The organism is Paraburkholderia sp. A3BS-1L, from assembly GCF_051125215.1.
Classification (GTDB): Bacteria; Pseudomonadota; Gammaproteobacteria; order Burkholderiales; family Burkholderiaceae; genus Paraburkholderia.
Window position 1 is genome coordinate 1,728,855 of record NZ_CP120443.1, and the last position, 17,796, is coordinate 1,746,650.

Annotated in this window: 15 protein-coding genes and 1 pseudogene; 8 read left to right on the plus strand and 8 right to left on the minus strand. The window is 64.5% G+C overall.

What is annotated here, in order from left to right; all coding sequences use genetic code 11:
• Positions 1-79: 79 nt before the first annotated feature.
• From P5W99_RS22845 to P5W99_RS22865, 5 genes are all read right to left on the minus strand, one after another.
• The gene (locus tag P5W99_RS22845) at positions 80-544 is read right to left on the minus strand and encodes a PaaI family thioesterase (RefSeq protein ID WP_421025665.1); all 465 of its coding nucleotides are present in this window, start codon (positions 542-544) and stop codon (positions 80-82) included.
• 114 nt (positions 545-658) lie between these two features.
• The gene (gene boxA, locus P5W99_RS22850) at positions 659-1,933 is read right to left on the minus strand and encodes a benzoyl-CoA 2,3-epoxidase subunit BoxA (protein WP_421025666.1); all 1,275 of its coding nucleotides are present in this window, start codon (positions 1,931-1,933) and stop codon (positions 659-661) included.
• Between the two features lie 32 nt (positions 1,934-1,965).
• Positions 1,966-3,393, minus strand: a complete 1,428-nt coding sequence (boxB, locus tag P5W99_RS22855) for a benzoyl-CoA 2,3-epoxidase subunit BoxB (RefSeq protein ID WP_434663099.1) — start codon at positions 3,391-3,393, stop codon at positions 1,966-1,968.
• Positions 3,394-3,462: 69 nt separating this feature from the next.
• Positions 3,463-5,190 carry a 2,3-epoxybenzoyl-CoA dihydrolase gene (boxC, locus tag P5W99_RS22860; RefSeq protein WP_421025668.1) on the minus strand — a complete coding sequence of 576 codons (1,728 nt, stop codon included), beginning with the start codon at positions 5,188-5,190 and terminating at the stop codon, positions 3,463-3,465.
• A 205-nt stretch (positions 5,191-5,395) separates the two neighbouring features.
• The gene (locus P5W99_RS22865; protein ID WP_421025669.1) at positions 5,396-6,352 is read right to left on the minus strand and encodes a helix-turn-helix transcriptional regulator; all 957 of its coding nucleotides are present in this window, start codon (positions 6,350-6,352) and stop codon (positions 5,396-5,398) included.
• Between the two features lie 224 nt (positions 6,353-6,576).
• Between P5W99_RS22865 and P5W99_RS22870 the strand changes: the two genes are divergently transcribed.
• From P5W99_RS22870 to P5W99_RS22885, 4 genes are all read left to right on the plus strand, one after another.
• Complete coding sequence (locus P5W99_RS22870; RefSeq protein WP_421025670.1) at positions 6,577-7,062, plus strand: DUF4863 family protein; 486 nt, start codon at positions 6,577-6,579, stop codon at positions 7,060-7,062.
• 283 nt (positions 7,063-7,345) lie between these two features.
• Positions 7,346-8,959 carry a benzoate-CoA ligase family protein gene (locus P5W99_RS22875; protein WP_421027018.1) on the plus strand — a complete coding sequence of 538 codons (1,614 nt, stop codon included), beginning with the start codon at positions 7,346-7,348 and terminating at the stop codon, positions 8,957-8,959.
• A 327-nt stretch (positions 8,960-9,286) separates the two neighbouring features.
• Complete coding sequence (locus tag P5W99_RS22880) at positions 9,287-10,657, plus strand: sensor histidine kinase (RefSeq protein ID WP_421025671.1); 1,371 nt, start codon at positions 9,287-9,289, stop codon at positions 10,655-10,657.
• Positions 10,654-11,691 carry a response regulator gene (locus P5W99_RS22885; RefSeq protein ID WP_421025672.1) on the plus strand — a complete coding sequence of 346 codons (1,038 nt, stop codon included), beginning with the start codon at positions 10,654-10,656 and terminating at the stop codon, positions 11,689-11,691. The genes P5W99_RS22880 and P5W99_RS22885 overlap by 4 nt, the downstream gene beginning before the upstream one ends.
• Before the next feature lie 88 nt (positions 11,692-11,779).
• On the opposite strand, the gene cqsA is transcribed toward P5W99_RS22885, so the two are convergent.
• On the minus strand, positions 11,780-13,072 hold the full coding sequence (gene cqsA, locus P5W99_RS22890; RefSeq protein WP_434663106.1) for an alpha-hydroxyketone-type quorum-sensing autoinducer synthase: 1,293 nt from the start codon (positions 13,070-13,072) through the stop codon (positions 11,780-11,782).
• A gap of 1,162 nt (positions 13,073-14,234) precedes the next feature.
• Between cqsA and P5W99_RS22895 the strand changes: the two genes are divergently transcribed.
• The 4 genes and pseudogenes from P5W99_RS22895 (at position 14,235) to P5W99_RS22910 (ending at position 16,188) form a co-directional block, all read left to right on the plus strand.
• Complete coding sequence (locus tag P5W99_RS22895; protein WP_421025674.1) at positions 14,235-14,585, plus strand: response regulator; 351 nt, start codon at positions 14,235-14,237, stop codon at positions 14,583-14,585.
• A 64-nt stretch (positions 14,586-14,649) separates the two neighbouring features.
• A pseudogene (locus tag P5W99_RS22900) lies at positions 14,650-14,880 on the plus strand (alkaline phosphatase family protein); the annotation flags it as partial.
• 47 nt (positions 14,881-14,927) lie between these two features.
• Positions 14,928-15,341 (plus strand): phospholipase domain-containing protein, encoded by a 414-nt coding sequence (locus P5W99_RS22905; protein WP_421025675.1) that lies wholly within the window; start codon positions 14,928-14,930, stop codon positions 15,339-15,341.
• A 52-nt stretch (positions 15,342-15,393) separates the two neighbouring features.
• On the plus strand, positions 15,394-16,188 hold the full coding sequence (locus tag P5W99_RS22910; RefSeq protein WP_421025676.1) for an SDR family NAD(P)-dependent oxidoreductase: 795 nt from the start codon (positions 15,394-15,396) through the stop codon (positions 16,186-16,188).
• A 132-nt stretch (positions 16,189-16,320) separates the two neighbouring features.
• Here P5W99_RS22910 and P5W99_RS22915 read toward each other — a convergent pair whose 3' ends face one another.
• Positions 16,321-16,635 (minus strand): Zn-ribbon domain-containing OB-fold protein, encoded by a 315-nt coding sequence (locus P5W99_RS22915; protein WP_421025677.1) that lies wholly within the window; start codon positions 16,633-16,635, stop codon positions 16,321-16,323.
• Entirely contained in the window at positions 16,632-17,795 is a 1,164-nt protein-coding gene (locus P5W99_RS22920; protein ID WP_421025678.1) for a thiolase family protein, read from the minus strand. The genes P5W99_RS22915 and P5W99_RS22920 overlap by 4 nt, the downstream gene beginning before the upstream one ends.
• Position 17,796: the final 1 nt, after the last annotated feature.

Below are 17,796 nucleotides of genomic sequence, written 5' to 3' on the forward strand. Positions count from 1 at the left end.
TAGTACAGTTTAGTGCACTTTCGCGAGAGCGTTGCCAGCGCCCCGCTGCAGGTGCGGGGCGCGGGGCGCGGCGCATGCCTCATGCGCCCGGCGCCTCGCGCTCGAACACGAGCAGCGTCGAGGTCGCCGAAGCATAGAGCTTGCCGGCGGCGTCCGTGATCGTCGCCTCCGTGAAGGCAGCACGGCGGCCGATGCTCAATACGCGGCCTTCGGCGCGCACCGGTCCGGTGCTTGCGGTCATGGGGCGGTGATAGGCCACTTTCAGTTCAAGCGTCGTGTAGCCCTGGTGCGGCGCGAGACGCGAATGCGCCGCGCAACCGCAGGCAGAATCGAGCAGCGTGGCCGCATAGCCGCCATGCACGGTGCCGATGGGGTTGTACGCATGCAGCCCGGGCACGCTTTCGAAGACCACGCGGCCTTCCTCCACCTCCGCGAGCTTGAAGCCAAGCGTTTCGCCGATAGGCGCGCTGCGGCCGCTCGCGAGCATGCGCTGCAGTTGTTCGAGGCCGGTGAGGCCGGCGGGCAATTCAGCAACGAGGTTCATATGAAACGTCTCTCCATCGAGTGAGTCCCGGCATGGTAACGTTTTTAGAACGATCGTGCTTAAACCCTGTCGACTGAAACTGCACTTTCCTGCATTTGATGGCCCGGTTCGGCTTCAGTACGTTTCGAGGTGCAGCCGCCCTTCCCGCTTGAGCCGCTCCCACAGCGCATCCCACCCCATGCCGTGCGCCTGCGCGATCTCGCCGAGCACCTGCAGCACGCCGTCTTCCATGCCCTTGAGTCCGCACACGTAGATGTGGGTATTGCCGTCCTTGAGCAGTTGCGCCACATCGACGGCGCGCTCGCGCATCGCGTCCTGCACGTAGCGTTTGGGCTGGCCCGGCGTGCGCGAAAACGCCAGATTCGTGTCGATGAAATCCTTCGGCAGATTCATGAGCGGTCCGAAATATGGCAGCTCCTGGTGCGTGCGCGCGCCGAAGAACAACATCAGCTTGCCCGTTGCGCCCTTGAGCCTGCGGCGGCGCCGGTACTCGGTCATCGCACGCATGGGCGCGGAGCCCGTGCCGGTGCAGATCATCAGCAGATGCGAGTTCGGATGGTTCGGCATCAGGAAGGTGCTGCCGAACGGGCCGATCACGCTCACCACGTCGCCCTTTTTCAGGTCGCACAGGTAATTCGAGCACACGCCGTCCGTGGCGTTGCCGCTGTAATCGCGCATCACACGCTTCACGGTGAGCGAGACATTGTTGTAGCCGGGCCGCTCGCCGTCGCGCGGGCTCGCGACCGAGTACTGGCGCGCGTGATGCGCCCGGCCATCGGCGCTCTTGCCGGGCGGCAGAATGCCGATCGACTGCCCCTCGAGCACCGGAAACGGCATCGTGCCGAAATCGAGCACGATGTGATGGATATCGCTTTCCGTGGCGGCGTCCGTGAGCCGATAGTTGCCCACCACGGTTGCGGTGGTAGGCGCCTTGTGCGTGTACAGGTGCACATAGGGCCGCGCCGCCGACCACGGCGGCACGGTCGCGCCGCGCACCATGTCCGGGCCGGAGCCCGGCGCGCCGTCGCCGTCGTTCTGCGTGGCAGCGGCTTGCGGTGCGTCCGCGCCGGCCGATGACGTAGAGGCAGCCGCAACATCGGGCGCACTCACCGTGGGATTTTGCGTGGGGAGTTCGTCCCAGCCGAACTGTTCGTCGATGCCATACGCCTCGGCCTTGAGCACATTGCGCCAGTTGTCGATCGCGCCAGTCGGGCACGGCGGCACGCAGGCCATGCATGCGTTGCAGACGTCCGCCTTCACCACGTAGTTGACGCCGTCGTGCGTGATGGCATCGATCGGACACGTCTCTTCGCAGGTATTGCAGCGAATGCAGATCTCGGGATCGATCAGGTGCTGCCTGAGGATCTCCACGGAAATTGGAGCGTTCATGATGGTCTCGCCAGGCTCTATTCACCTGCCGTTCAATTGAAGCGCACGTATTCGAAATCGACCGGCTGCCGGTTAATGCCCATCGCCGGCGGCGCGATCCAGTTAGCGAACTTGCCCGGTTGCGCCACGCGGCCCATGAGCGACGCGACATACGCGCGGTCTTCGGGCGTGGGCAGCCACTTCGCCTCGTTCGCGGCCCATTGCGCCTCGTCGATCACACGGCCGTCCGGCGCGACGCGCACGCCCGCGAAAGTGCCGATCTGGCGATTGAACGCCTTGTGCGGCACGCTTAGGCGAAAGTCGATGCCCGCCTTCTCCAGCACCTTGTTCCAGCGGTTCACGCCCGCCACCGAGTCCTTGATGTAGTCGTCGCGCAGCACTTCGTTCATGGCGTTGAGCATCGGCACGTCGCGCTCGACGAGTTTGTCGCCTTCCACGTCGAGCAGGCGATAAGTCATGCCCTCGAGCTTATGGTCGTCGTCACGCTTCGTTTCCTCGTAACGCCCCTTCAGTCCCGAACTATAGAACGTGGCCGCGTTCGACGAATGATCCGCGCCGAACAGGTCGATCGTCACCGAGTAGTGAAAATTCAGGTAGCGCTGGATCGTTTCGAGGTCGATCACCCCTGCGGCGCGCAAGCGGCTGAGGTCGTCGGTCTTGAGTTCGTTCATGACCTGCGCGGTGCGCTGCACCACGCGCGAGACACCCGACTCGCCGACGAACATGTGATGCGCCTCTTCGGTCAGCATGAATTTCGTGGTGCGAGCGAGCGGATCGAAGCCCGATTCGGCCAGCGCCGAAAGCTGGAACTTTCCGTCGCGGTCGGTAAAGTAGGTGAACATGAAGAACGCGAGCCAGTCCGGCGTTCTTTCGTTGAAAGCGCCGAGAATGCGCGGGTTGTCGTCGTCGCCCGAGCGGCGCTCGAGCAATGCTTCGGCTTCCTCACGACCGTCCCGGCCGAAATAGCGATGCAGCAGATAGACCATCGCCCATAGGTGACGCCCCTCCTCCACGTTCACCTGGAACAGGTTGCGCAGGTCGTAGAGCGACGGCGCCGTCAGGCCCAGGTGCCGCTGCTGCTCGACCGAGGCGGGCTCGGTGTCGCCCTGCGTGACGATGATGCGGCGCAGATTCGCGCGGTGCTCGCCAGGCACCTCCTGCCACGCGGACTCGCCCTTGTGCGCGCCGAAATGGATCTTGCGCTCCGCTTCGCCGGGCGCGAGAAAAATCCCCCAACGATAATCGGGCATCTTCACGTGATCGAAATGCGCCCAGCCACCCGCATCCACGCTCACCGCCGTGCGCAGATACACGTCGAAGCCATGCGAGCCCTCGGGCCCCATGTCACCCCACCACGAGAGAAAATTCGGCTGCCACTGCTCCAGTGCGCGCTGCAACGCGCGGTCGTCGGCGAGATTGACGTTGTTGGGGATCTTTTCGCTGTAGTTGATCGTGGACATATCGGTTCCTTGGGCCGGAGCGGCTATAAGGGATCGGGATGAAAGCGAGGCTTGCAGCCTTGCCCGCGACTACACGCGTGCAAGATCGAACTGCGCCTTGCTGCCCTTGCCGTACACCTTGAGCGCGCCCTTTTCGCCTACCGCGTTGGGGCGATTGAAGATCCAGTTCTGCCATGCCGAGAGGCGGCCGAAAATACGCGTCTCCATGGTTTCGACGCCGTTGAAGCGCAGATTCGCTTCCAGACCCGTGAGCGCATCGGGTGACATGGCCGCGCGCTCTTCCAGTGCGATGCGGATCTCGTCGGCCCAGTCGATGTCGTCGGGCGCGGCGGTCACGAGCCCGAGGCGCTCCGCCTCGGCCGGCTTCACCGGCTGGCCGATCCGCGCACGCGCGGCGTCGAGCGGCTCGGCCTCTTCATAGAAGCGCCGCGCGAGACGCGACTGCTGCGTGATCATCGGATAGATCCCGAAATTTGCTTCGGATAACGTAATAACTGGCTCTTCGTCTTCGCTCGAAGGCAGCGCCGCCATATAGCTGCGGTCGGCGGCGAACGCGAGTTCCGCGAATGTGCCGGCAAAGCACGAGCCCGGCTCGATCAGCGCGAACAGCGAACGCGACGAGACATCTATGCGCGCAAGCGTGCGGCGCAGCATGCCGATGGTCTCACGCACGAACCAGTGGCCGCGGTGCTCGAGCAGCGCGGCGTCGGCGGCCAGCACGCCGCGGGCGTCGCCTTCTGCTTTGAAGATCCACGTGCCGATGTCGAGCTCGTTGGTGCGCATCGCGAGGATCGCATCGTCCAGTTCGCGGGCAAACTGCAGCGGCCACCAGGCGGCGCCGGCCGCGACGATAGCCTCGATGCCTTCGGGCAGCGGCGCTTGTGCGAGGTCGGGCGCTTTCACGGTGAAGGTGGCCGTGCGCTTCGCGCGATCGATCACCACATCGACGTTTGCATAGCTCAGACCGTTCTCGTGCTCGACGCGCTCGATTCGCGTAAGCGCGACGCCCTGCGCGCCCTGCCCCGGTTCGGGCCGGTCGCTCGACGCGGCCAGTTCGAGCGCGCGCACCTGCACCGCCTGGCCGAAGCGGTTGGGCTTGATCACGTCGTCCACGAGACGCCACGCTTTCGCGCGCTCGCCGCGAATGCCCTCGGCCACGGTGCAGAAGATATCGGCACGGTCGTGACGGACTTTGCGCTTGTCGGTGAGGCGGGTGAGGCCGCCCGTGCCGGGCAGCACGCCCAGCAGCGGCACCTCGGGCAGCGCCACCGTGGACGACCGGTCGTCCACCAGCAGGATCTCGTCGCAGGCGAGCGCCAGTTCATAGCCGCCGCCGGCGCACGCGCCGTTCACGGCGGCAATGAATTTCAGGCCCGAATGCCGCGACGAATCCTCGATGCCGTTGCGTGTTTCGTTGGTGAACTTGCAGAAGTTGACCTTCCACGCGTGGCTGGAGAGGCCCAGCATGAAGATATTGGCGCCGGAGCAGAACACCCGGTCCTTGAGGCTCGTGACCACCACGGTTCGCACCTCGGGGTGCTCGAAGCGGATGCGCTGGAGTGCATCGTACAGTTCGATGTCCACGCCGAGGTCATATGAATTGAGCTTCAGCTTGTAGCCTTCGCGAATGCCACCGTCTTCGGCGATGTCGATGCCAAGCGTCGCGACGGCGCCCTCGAAGCTGAGCTTCCAGTGCCGGTACTGCGAGGGGTCGGTGCGGTAGTCGACTCGCGAAGCGGCCGGTTGGGCAACTGGCTGGGCGGCCGGCTGTGCGACGGCGGTATCTGCTGCGGTCATGGGGCGTCTCCTGTCGACCGGGGCGCACGCAAAGCGCTGACTCCGGTCTCATGCAAGCTAGAAGGTGTGCACTTCGTTTCAATGAACGATAGTGCAACACATACCCCATGTAAAGCATTTTAGTGCATATTTCCGGCGCCGGCGGGTAAACCACGAAATGTATTGGATTGCATTTGACGGCCCCGGCAGCCCACGCCAGCCTTCCTCAGTCGATGCGCGCCGGCTCCGCGCCAAGCCGGGCCGCGATGCGGTCGCGCAGTTGCAGATAGGCGTCGGCAAGCGTCTTTTCGCTGGTGTCGAAGCGCATGTCCGCGCGACCGTAGAATTCGCTGCGGCCCGCCAGAATGCGCTTGAGGTCGTCCATCGCTTCGCGGTTGCCCGACATGGGGCGCAGGTCGCCCTGCGCCACCACCCGGCGCATGTGCTCCTCGGGCGCGGCCTGGAGCCAGACCGTGAAGCAGTGCGCGAGCAGCGTGTTGAAGGTAGCCGGCTCGGACACGAGGCCGCCCGGCGACGCAATCACGGCACGCGGATGCTCGGCGATCACGGCCTCCAGCGCGCGCTGCTCATAGCGGCGGTACGCGCTTGCGCCGTAGAGCGAGTGAATCTCCGAGGGCGGGCAGCCCGCCAGTTGCTCGATCACGCGCGTGAGCTCGACGAACGGCACCTTGAGCTCCTGCGCGAGCATGCGACCGAGCGTGGACTTGCCCGCGCCCCGCAGGCCGATGAGCGCGATGCGCTCGTTGCGGTGGGGGTCGGCGGGCGCCTGCGAGAACATTTCGGCGAGCGCGATACGCGCGCGCTGCAATGAGGCCGGATCGCGCCCCTGCAGCAGCTCGCGGATCAGCAGCCATTCTGCCGAAGCCGTGGTGACATCGCCGATCACTTCCGCGAGCGGGCAATTGAGCGTGGCCGCGATCTGGCGCAGCACCAGCACGGAGGCATTGCCCACACCCGACTCCAGATTCGCGAGGTGGCGCTCGGACAGCCCGGTTTCCGCCGCCAGCGTCTTGCGCGTCATGCCGCGGCGCGCGCGCAGCATGCGCACGCGCTCGCCCATCGCGGTCAGGAACGGGTCACGCTCGCTGCGCCCCGCATCGGCCGCTTCATGAGCGTTCGCGGGCTCTTCCGGCTGCGCTTCGGCAACGTAAGTTTGCTTCATCTTGAGAGACCTCCCAACCTTATTTTATGTACTATAGTGCTTGACATGCATTTTTCTAAACGCTAATTTTCGCCAAAAGCTCGTCCCACGACAAACACAGACGCCGCACGGCAACTCGCATAGCATGGGACCGCAATGAGCGCATTGCACGGGGCGGAGTCGGTGCTAAAGGACTCACTCCGCCCGACAGCCAAAGCGCCAGGTGCGGCCGACAGGAGACCCGCATGTCCCCGCAAGACTTCGAGCGCCTGATCGCAGGCGTCACGAAACAAATTGCCGGCCGTCCGCTGGATGATGCACTCGACACGTGGCTCAACGCCACCTGGCCGAACGGCAGTCCGACCTTCGCGGCGCTCGAAAACGCTTGCCGCGAAGGCATCGCGCAAGGCTCGATGTGCCAGCGCGAGGCCGGGGGGCTGCGCTATGGGCGTGTCCTCAAGCCGCTGCCCGCCACGCATGGATTTTCTGTCGACGTCGTGCAGATGCAGGATCTTGCCGGCCCGCACCATACCCACCCGCACGGGGAAATCGATCTCATCATGCCCACCACGCCCGGCGCGACGTTCGACGGCCGGCCTGCGGGCTGGTGTGTCTACGGCCCAGGCAGTGCGCATCGCCCTACCGTCGCGCATGGCGAAGCACTCGTGCTCTATCTGCTGCCGCAAGGTGCAATAGCGTTCACCCCGGCCTTCACCCCGGCGCCAACGTAAGCGGCGGCACTGGCCGGCGCGCGAATCGCCGCCCCGCCAGGCCAGCGGCATGAGCCGCGGCCGAATATCGAATTACCAGGCAGTCCGGATTGACCGGCAAAGCAGCTTCATAACGACCGACGATCGAAGGGGCCGCGCATACGCGTGGCCATAGCCCGCAAGGCCGCGCGATCGAGGCAGACAGAGCGGAGACAGCATCGTGGATACCCAAGCAGCGTCGCCGGCCCCTACCGCGACCTCGGCAGCCGCCGCGGCCCCGCGGACATCGAGCGCGCCAGCCAGTGTGCCGCCGCCCGCGCAACTGAACTTCGCGGCACACCTGTTCGCGCTGAATGCCGCGCGCGCCAGCAAGCCCGCCTATATCGACGACACCGGCACGCTTGCTTACGGCGAACTCGAAACTCGCGCGCGTCGCTTTAGCGCCGCGCTGCACGCGCTGGGCGTGCGCGCCGAAGAGCGCATCCTGCTCGTGATGCTCGACACCGTCGAGCTGCCCGTGGTCTTTCTCGGCGCGCTATATGCGGGCGTCGTGCCCGTGATCGTCAACACGCTGCTCACCTCCGCCGACTACGCCTATATGCTCGCGCATAGCCGCGCACGGCTCGTGATTGCATCGGGTGCGGTGCTGCCCGCCGTGAGCGACGCGCTCGAGGAGGTCCATGCCCAATCCGTCGCCAACGGCGAAACCGGTCGCGAGCATTGCGCGCTGGTCGTTTCCGCGCCGCTCGCCGACGCGCTTCACGACACGCAGGGCACAAAGACTCTCCATGACCTGATCGACCGCGCCCAGGCCGCCGCGCACGCAGCGCAAACGAGCGGCGACGACATCGCCTTCTGGCTCTATTCGTCGGGATCGACGGGCAAGCCCAAGGGCACGGTGCATACCCACGCCAATCTCTACTGGACCGTGGAAACCTATGCCAAATCCGTGCTCGGCATCCGCGAAAGCGACGTGGTGTTTTCCGCGGCCAAGCTGTTCTTTGCCTACGGGCTCGGCAATGCGCTGTCGTTTCCGCTCTCGGTGGGCGCGACCACGGTGCTGATGGCCGAGCGCCCCACCGCCAACGCCGTGTTCGCGCGCCTCGTCAAGCATCGCCCCACGGTCTTCTACGGCGTGCCCACGCTGTATGCCAGCATGCTGGCTTCGCCCAATCTGCCCGAGCGCGCGGATGTCGCGCTGCGCATTTGCACCTCGGCGGGCGAGGCGCTGCCGCGCGAGACCGGAGAGCGCTTTAAGCGCCATTTCGGCAGCGACATTCTCGACGGCATCGGCTCAACGGAAATGCTGCACATTTTTCTTTCGAACCGTCCTGGCGAGGTCGAATACGGCACCACGGGGCGCCCCGTGCCCGGCTACGACATCGCGCTGCGCGACGAGTCGGAGCGGCCCGTGCCCGATGGAGAAATTGGCGACCTCTATATTCGCGGCCCGAGCGCGGCCTTGATGTACTGGAACAACCGCGAGAAGTCGCGCACGACATTCCAGGGCGAGTGGGTCAAGAGCGGCGACAAATATCGGCGCCTGCCCAACGGCTGCTACGTCTATGCGGGCCGCAGCGACGACATGCTCAAGGTGAGCGGCCAGTACGTCTCACCCATCGAAGTGGAGATGGTGCTCGTGCAGCACGAGGCGGTGCTCGAAGCGGCCGTGATCGGCGCGGATCAGGACGGGCTCGTGAAGACCTGTGCTTTCGTCGTGCTCAAGCAGGAAGCGCAAGCAGACGCCGCGCAAGACGGCCACGCGGCGCTCGCCGCTGCGCTGAAGGCCTTCGTCAAGGCGCGGCTGGCCCCGCACAAGTATCCGCGCGAGATTGTTTTCGTCGACGATTTACCGAAGACCGCGACCGGCAAGATCCAGCGCTTTCGTCTGCGCGAACAATTCCAGTCTCGCGCGTAAAACCAGCGCCCCGCCCTTCTTCCGGGCGCCCCGCCTGCGCGGGGCGCGCCGCGGTCATCGCCCGGCTCCGCCGTTCGGCGTGTATTCCCCGCCTCATTCCCCCCTCGCTTTCCTCGCCCGGCCGCATGTGACGCTCGCGGCCCTTGCCGGCTGCATCGGCGCGGCACAATGATGGTATTGTCATCACCAGGGTCTTTTCACATTGGAAACAGACCCTGGCTACGGGAACCGGAACGTGCGTGTCCTGGGACCGCTTCGCACCCGGGCCTCGTACGAGCCTGGAGACATATGCGCAGTCAAGGCCGGCAGCGAATCCGGCATCGAACAATGAGCGATTCCACCCTGATGAACGTATCGAGAATCACGACGCGCGCGCGCCGCGGTTGGGCGGCGCTCAAGCCGCGCATGGTGCGGGCATTCGCGCCCGCCATGCGCAACCTCCAGTACGTGAAGCGCCGCATGCGGCCGCTCGCCGTGGTCGCGGCCATTGGCTTCCCGCTTTACTACTATGTCTGGAAAAACCTCTTCCCGCAGCCTTATGAAAATCTCACGCTGCGCCTGATCGGCTCCGCGCTGTTTGTGCCGATCCTCGCTTTCGAGCGCTGGCCCGCCGCGGTCAAAAAACTGCTGCCCTGGTACTGGTACATCGCCACGCTCTATGCGCTGCCGTTCTTCTTCACCTTCATGCTGCTCAAGAACAACGGCAACGAAGTCTGGGTCGAGAGCGCGCTGATCGCCGCCTTCGTCATGGTGCTGCTGCTCGACTGGCTCATGCTGGTGCTGCAGTTTCTCGTGGGCATCGGGCTAGCGCTGATCGCCTATGTGCTCACCACCGAGCCCATCGCGCTCGATTCCACCTATCTGACCCACCTCGCGATTTTCTCGTTCGCGGTGGCCATCGGCGCATTGGCGAACTACGATCAGGACCGCATCCAGATCGAGCAGGAGCGCGCCATGCTGGCGACGGCGGGCAGCGTCGCGCATGAACTGCGCACGCCGCTCGTCGCGATTCGCGTGGGGGCGGCCGGCCTCATGCGCTACTTGCCCGCGCTGCTCGACACCTATGCGCTCGCCCAGCGCAACCGCCTGCCGGTGCCAAAAATACGCAGTGCGCATTTGTATTCGATGCACGGCGTAGTGAGCCGCATCGAACAGGAAGCGCTTCATTCGAACGCGATCATCGACATGCTGCTCGCTACCGCGCGCTTCTCGGGCACGACCATGCAAAACGCAACAACGTGCTCGATTGCGCATTGCGTGGAAACCGCACTTGCGCGCTATCCATTTCGCGAAGGCGACCGTGCGCGCGTGCATTGCAATTTGCGCCCCGATTTCGAATTCAACGGTTCCGAAATGCTCACCGTGCACGTGCTGTTCAATCTGCTCAAAAATGCGTTTCGGCACATGGGCAGCATCGACGGCGCGCATATTTCCATCCGGCTCGAGCCGGCCAATCGCGACAACCGTGCGAATCGCCTGATTTTCAGCGATACCGGGTCCGGTATTTCGTCTGAAGTCTTGCCGCACATCTTTACCCGCTTTTATACTTCATCCACCACCACCGATGACGTGTCGCTCGGAGCAGGAATCGGGCTGGCTTTTTGCCACGATGTCATGCAAGCGATGGGGGGAGCAATTGCCTGCTCTTCGGTGAAAGGCAAGTACACCGAGTTTGTTTTGACATTCCCAGCGCCATGACGAAAGCCACTCCGAAAGCCATTCAGCCGTTTTTCTGGCCGACCACCGCTGCGTTTGTCGACGACAGCGCGGCGTTTCTATCGAATCTGAGCCTGCAGCTCGATCCCGAACTCGCGTTCCGGCTGTTCAGTTCGCCCACGGAAGCCCTGAAGTTCCTGAACGACCGCGCGGCACAGGACCGGCCGGCCTCGCCCATTTTCAGCCCCTATCTCGACCGCACCGAAGAAAACGATGCGCATCAGGTCATTGCCATGCGCGTGGACGCCATCCGCTCGCTCGTGCACCGGCCGGAGCGCTTCGAATCGGTCTCGGTCGTGGTGATCGACTACGACATGCCCGAGCTCAACGGCATCGAGTTCTGCCGCCGCCTCACCAATCCGGCGCTTAAGAAAATCGTGCTCACCGGCAAAGCCGACGAGCACGTGGCCGTCAAGAGCTTCAACGAAGGGCTGATCGACCGCTTCATTCGCAAGCACGAAGTCGATGCGGTAGAAACCCTGAATCAGGCCATTCGCGACATGCAGGCCGCGTATTTCGACAAGGCCAGTGGTTCGGTGCTCGACGCACTCGCCGTTTCCGAATACGCGTTCCTCAACGATCGCGCACTCGCCGCGCACGTGCAGGGCATTTGCGAATCGCTCGGCATCGTCGAACGCTATCTCTCGTATCAGCCGCACGGCCTGCTCATGTTCGATGCGCAGGGCACCGCGTATCTGCTCATCATCCACACCGAGGAGTCGCTGCGCGGCGTGCACGAGATCGCGGTCGAGCAAGGCGCGCCCGCGTCGTTTCACGCCGAGCTCGACAGCCATCGCAGCCTGCCCTATTTCTGGCGCACCGAAGGCTACTATCCGACGCAATGCGAGCAATGGGAGCCGTATATGCATCCGGCATCCGAATTCGTCGGCGAGCGCCGCTATATCTATTCCGTCGTCAAGGAGCCTGAGGGACTCACGCTCGACAACGTGCTGCCCTACGATACCTGGCTGCAGCAGCTCGACCGCGAAGTCCACGCGGCGTGGGATTCTCGCTGAATGCACCGAATGCACTGTGTCGCGCTGAATCGCGCACGCCGCTTGCCTGTCGCCCTCGCGCTGCTTTCATGCAAGCCTCACGCCGTCGTCACGCGGCCACCTGCAGGTCGGCGAGCGGGCGCGGCTGGCGCATGCGCGTGGCGCCGCGCTCCATGAGACGGCGCGTCGAGGGCCAGTTCCACATTTGCACTTCATCGCGGATGGCTTCGCAGACCTCCACGATCCGTTCGAGCTCCGGCTCGCTGAGCATCGCATTGATCGACAAACGCACGAGCGAACGATTCTGCGCGGTCGCGGGCGCGCAGAACACCGACCCGAAAATGCCGCGCGCCTCGAGCGCATCGCGCAGCGCGATGGTTTGTGGCTCCGGCCCGGCCTCGAGCGCAATGATCTGCGTTTCGCTGCCATTAAGGTTGTAGCCGAGCTCCGCGAGGCTCATGCGCAGGTAGCGCGCGTTCGCTGCCACCCGCATGCGGCGCCAGTCGTCGCGCTCGATCACGTCGAGCGTGGCCGCAAGGCCTGCGGTTTCGTGCGGCAGCAGCGTCGAGCTGAAGATCGCCGGCAAGGCCTCGCACTTGAAATACTCCTGGAAGCGCCGCGAGCAACTGATGATGCCCGCGCGGCCCGCAAACGCCTTCGCGAGGCTCGCGGTGCGAAAGTGCACGCGGTCGGTGAGCCCCAGCTCGGCGACGAGCCCCGCGCCATGCGGACCGTGCGTGCCGAGCGAATGCGACTCGTCCACCACGAACACGCAATCGTGTTCGGCGCACACCTCCGCAAAAGCCTGCAGCGGGCAGACGCTGCCATTCGTGCTGTACACCGAATCGACGATCACGATGCCCGGCCCGTAGCGCTGGATGCGTTGTTCCAGATGCTCGACGTCATTGTGGAAAAAGCTGATGGCCTTCGCTCCGGCAGCGCGGATGCCCTCCCAGAGCGACATGTGCGCCATCATGTCCACATACACGGGCGTCTGCGCGTTCGCGATCGACTGGATCAACCCCGTATTGGCCGCGAACCCCGACTGGCACAGCACGCTCGCCTCTGCGCCCATGAAGCGCGCGAAACGGTCTTCTAGATTCAGTTGCGGGCAATCGTCCCCATGGAGGAACACCCCCGACATCAGAAGGCCGTTTCCTTCGGAGCGGATGCTCATGCACATGGCATCGAGAATCTCGGGGTGACGAGCAATCGACAAATAGTCGTTGCTCGAAAGATGCAAAGCGTCGGCATCCGGAACACGTCCCTTCATGATGTGGCCTCCCGCCCAACTCTGCTGCACGCGTTCGGTGTAATAGCGGTCGACGCGCGCGGCCAGAAAGGCCGGCAGTGCCGCGTCATTGTTGTGTGCATTCCGCCAATTGTTATTGCCAACTTTCATCTCGGGCTCCCTATGGTTAATGGCAGCCGCCCCGAATTTAAAAGCGATTTCCCCCCGGAAATCTCCTGAGGTGGCTGGCCGGTGATCGGCCCGTGCCGGAACGCCACGCGCAAAGCGGTATGGGAATTCCGTTAGCGGGCCTATGAATGCGATTACGAATACGGGTGGATCGAAGCCTGGCGGGCGCGCGCAGGGTGTACCCGGCGCACGGGGCAAGGCCTGGGGCAAGACCAGATGCAAGACGAGGGGCAACGCGCAGACGGCGCGAACGCGCACCGGGTTGCCCGCGTCTTGCGATGCGAACCCGGCGGCACGACCCCGTATCGATGCGTCTGCCATGTGCTTGCCCGTGCAAAAGGGGCAGCGGATTCGAAGGCGGATGAAGGCGCATGGCGCCGTGAGCGGGCGCCTCGACATCCGCACAATTCCCGCCTGGCGTGATCGCCACTGTTTACCAAGGAAGAAACGCCTGCCCGAAGAAAGCCGTGTCTATTCCGGCGGCGCGCGCAAAGCGCAGCTGGGCCGGCGGGAATGAACGTCATATTGAACGTCTCCCTTCTGGGAGTGATTATCCTTTAAAAACATCGATGTGGCTTATCCGAATTGCATCGGAATGCGTTATGCATGTCGAAATGATTGCAATTGGGCGACCTGTCTCAAGGAATAGTTTCGCGGATATTCAATTCGCATAATCCCATGAAAAGAAACAGGATGACGCATTAAATCCCCGTGCAAAGAATGGAAACATCGCGGCTCGAAAGTTGCAGGCTTGATCGAAGAGCCCGTTGGAGCGGGGACGCGAGCGATCCGAATGCCCACGAATGGCCACGCATTGGCCGACATTGCCTGGCACTATTTGAATTTTTCATGACATCGCCTACGCGCGAAAACGCACCTTTGCCCCCGGGAACGCCAACTGCTGATTCATTTGCTGCGTCATTCGAGTGATTCCCGTGCGCCATGCCTCCAGTCGAGGTCACGGTGCGCCGCCTCGGGCACGGAAAATGCGCGTTCGTCTGCAAAACTCCGACCTACGCAGGGCAAGCGCGGGAATACGCCAACCCGGGCAGTGTCCGGGGAGCGGGAAACCGCGAAAACACGGGTGCACGGTGTCATAACCGTGCGAACATCAGCGAGTGCGCGTCGCACAGGCAAACCAAGCATGGCTACCGTATTACTCGTAGACGACGACATTAATGCCCTGAACGCGCTCAAGGAGCTAGTCGGTCAGGAAGGCTATCGGGTCAGGACTGCCGGGGATGGGACGGATGCGCTCAAGACCGCGCTCGCCGATCCGCCCGATGTCGTGATTTCGGATTGCATGATGCCGCATATGGACGGCCTCGCATTAATGCGGGAAATGCGCCGCAACAGCGCGCTAGCAAGCGTGCCGATGGTACTCGTCTCCGCGCTCGTCACGCCGCCCGCCGACGCGGACCTGATCGGCTTCCTGCGCAAGCCTTTTGCCGTCTCGCAGTTGCTCGACATCCTGCATCGCGTCGCCATGCCTTGAATCGTCCAACGTGTCATGCTCGCGGGTGCAAGCCCCTCATAAAGCCCGGAGCAACGTTGGCCCCATGACCTCGAAGGACCACCGCCGCTTTTTGCGCAGCGCCACCGCAAGCGCCATGCTCAGCCTCTTTGCGCAGGCCATCCGGCGCGCGCTCGCGATACCGGCGAGCAACGCCACCGGCACGATCCGGGACGTCCAGCATGTCGTGATCTTCATGCAGGAAAACCGCGCGTTCGACCACTATCTCGGCACGCTGCCCGGCGTGCGCGGCTTCGGCGACCGCATCACGATCCCGCAACGGTGCTCGGGCCCAACGGTTTTCATCGCCGCTTCACTGGCAACGTGAGTGCCGCATCGCGCGCGCCCGCCATCGAAATGCGCCTGGCCTACGACGAGGCCGCCAACACCCTCGTGCTCACAGTCACCAATAGCGGACCCGCGCAGGCCGGGTGCACGGTGAGCGCAAACGCCTATCGCGCCGACGGTCCATGGACGCTCACCGTCCCCGCACGGGGCCGTGCCGGGCAACGCTGGCTGCTCGATGCGTCGGGCGGCTGGTACGACTTCACGCTGAGTGCGTTGAACGGCGCGGACGAAATCACGCGCCGCTTCGCGGGGCGCATGGAAACCGGCAGGGACAGCATCAGCGACCCCGAAATGGGCATCGCGCGCCGACCAGCATGCGCGAAGCGAGCAGTGAGCCCATGCCCGCAGTACACTGCCGGTTCCGCTCACGCCGGCCATCCCTCTGAGTGAGGGCGCAGTGACGGCGCGTTTCACCCACGCTTTGCAAGAGACAGGAGCAACGATGAAAATCGATTTGTCAGGAAAGCTCGCGCTGGTCACCGGGTCGGCAGCGGGCATTGGGCTCGCCACAGCCAAAGGGCTTGCCGGCACCGGCGCCGGGGTGATCGTGAGCAGCCGTCACGAAGCCCACGTGCGCGACGCAGAAGCCGCCGTGCGTAAAGCCGTGCCGGGCGCGCAGGTGCGGGGTTTCGTCGGCGACCTCTCGAACGACGCGGGCTGCGAAGCGCTCGTGAAAGCGCATCCGCGGGTGGACATTCTCGTGAACAATCTCGGCGTCTTCGCGCAGGAAGACTTCTTCGCCATTCCCGACAGCGAATGGCTGCGCTTTTTCGAAACCAACGTGATGTCGGGCGTGCGGCTCTCGCGTGCCTATGCGGGCGACATGGTCGAGCAGGGCTGGGGGCGCATCGTGTTCATTTCGTCGGAGTCGGGCCTGAATATTCCCGCGGACATGATCCATTACGGCATGACCAAGACCGCGCAGATCGCGGTAGCGCGCGGCCTCGCCAAGCGGCTCGCCGGCACCGGCGTGACGGTGAATTCGGTGCTGCCGGGCCCGACACTTTCGGAAGGCGTGGCAGCGATGCTCAAGGACGAAGTCGCGAAAACGGGCCAATCCATCGAGGAAGTCGCCGCGGCTTTCGTGCAGCAGCACCGCGCCTCGTCCATCATCCGCCGCGCGGCGAGCGTGGACGAAGTGGCGAACATGGTCGTCTACGCATGCTCGCAGCAGGCTTCCGCCACCACCGGTGCGGCCTTGCGCGTGGACGGCGGCGTAGTCGACACCATCGCCTGAGATTGCTATGGGATCCTGATCGAGATCGCGGCGCACCGGACCGGACCGGGACGTCTGCTCGACGACGACGCCTCCAGCACGAAATGCCCGCAATGTCCCAGGCGCCTGAAACGCGATGCCCCTGCCCCGCCCTCAACGCACGCGGGCCAGAATCCGGCTCTCCTCGTCGACCTCGAGCAAAACGGCCTCGCCTTCGCTCGCCGCTGCTTCGAGCCTTGCGATCACGACCGGCCCGGCATCGGTGCGCACGCTCGCGAGATGCACGGTGCCCGGCTCGCTCGCCCCAACGCGGTGGCTCACCGTGGTTGCGGCAAGCACCGTGCCACCCGACACCACCGGCTTCGTCCATCGAGCGCCGCCACACGCCGGGCACAGATAGCGTGCGGGAAAAAGCGTCGCGCCGCACGCGGTGCAGCGAAACACTTCGAGCTTCGTGGTCTGTTTCATTGCGAATGTCCTGCCGCTTCGAGCACCACGGCGTTCGCGCACATGCCGTAGCGGTATTCGACCATGCCGTAGCCGCTCACCAGCGCGAGCCGCGCGTGCTCGACCTGGCGCTCGCCCGCTGCGCCGCGCAATTGCATGACGGCTTCCACGAGGCCGTGCATGCCGCCCGCAGCGCCTGCCTGTCCCGCCGATAGTTGGCCGCCCGAGGTATTCACCGGCAGCGTGCGCGACGCGATGCGCGCAATCAGCGCGCGTAGATCGCCGTCGGGCGCGAAGCCCAGGTCCGCGAGCTGCACGAGCGCCATGACCGGATAGTCGTCGTAGACCGAGACCACGTCCATGCGGGCCGGCGTCGCCTGCGCCTCGCGCCAGAGCTCCGGGGCGAGTGCCGCCAGCGAAGTTTGCAGGCCGTCGCCCAGCTGGTGATCGGCGTTGTAGCGGCATTGCAGCGCGCGTACGCGCACATGCCGGCCTGGCTTGACGAGGTCCGCGCGCGCCACCACGAGCGCATTCGCGCCGCACACCACGGGCACGCAATCGTAACGGCCCAGCGGAGCGGCCACGAGCGGCGCGTCCAGATAATCGTCGAGCGTGAGCGGTGTGCGATAGACCGCGAGCGGGTTGAGCGCGGCCCACGCGCGCTGCGCCACGCATAGTGCGCCGTAGTCGGCGCGCGTCAGTCCGAAGCGCTTTGCATGTTGTTGCGTGAGCATCGCGAACAATGCGTTCGGGCCGCCGCTTTCGAGCGGACGCAGCCAGGTCCGGGTGGTGAGGTTGTAGTGATCGACGAGGCGTCTGAAATCGGCGGGCTCGAAACTGTCGCCCGACACCAGCACGATGACGTTCGCGTCCCCGCACTGGATCGCGCGAATCGCGTGTTGCAGCAGATTGATCGCGCTTGCGCCTCCGTGGCAATCGTCCATGCACCAGCGTGGCGAGAGGCCCAGGCGCCATGCAAGATCGATCGCGTGGTCGGGTCCCAGGGTGAACGAGGCCACGCCCAGCCCGTCGATCTCGCGCGCGGCGAAGCCCGATTGCGCGAGCGCCGCCGAGAATGCCTGCGCGAGCAGGTCTCCCGTCGAGAAGCCGCTCGCCTGACGGCGATACGGCACCTCCACACCCGCGCTCAGCAAGACGCCGTCATATCCGCGTGATGGCATT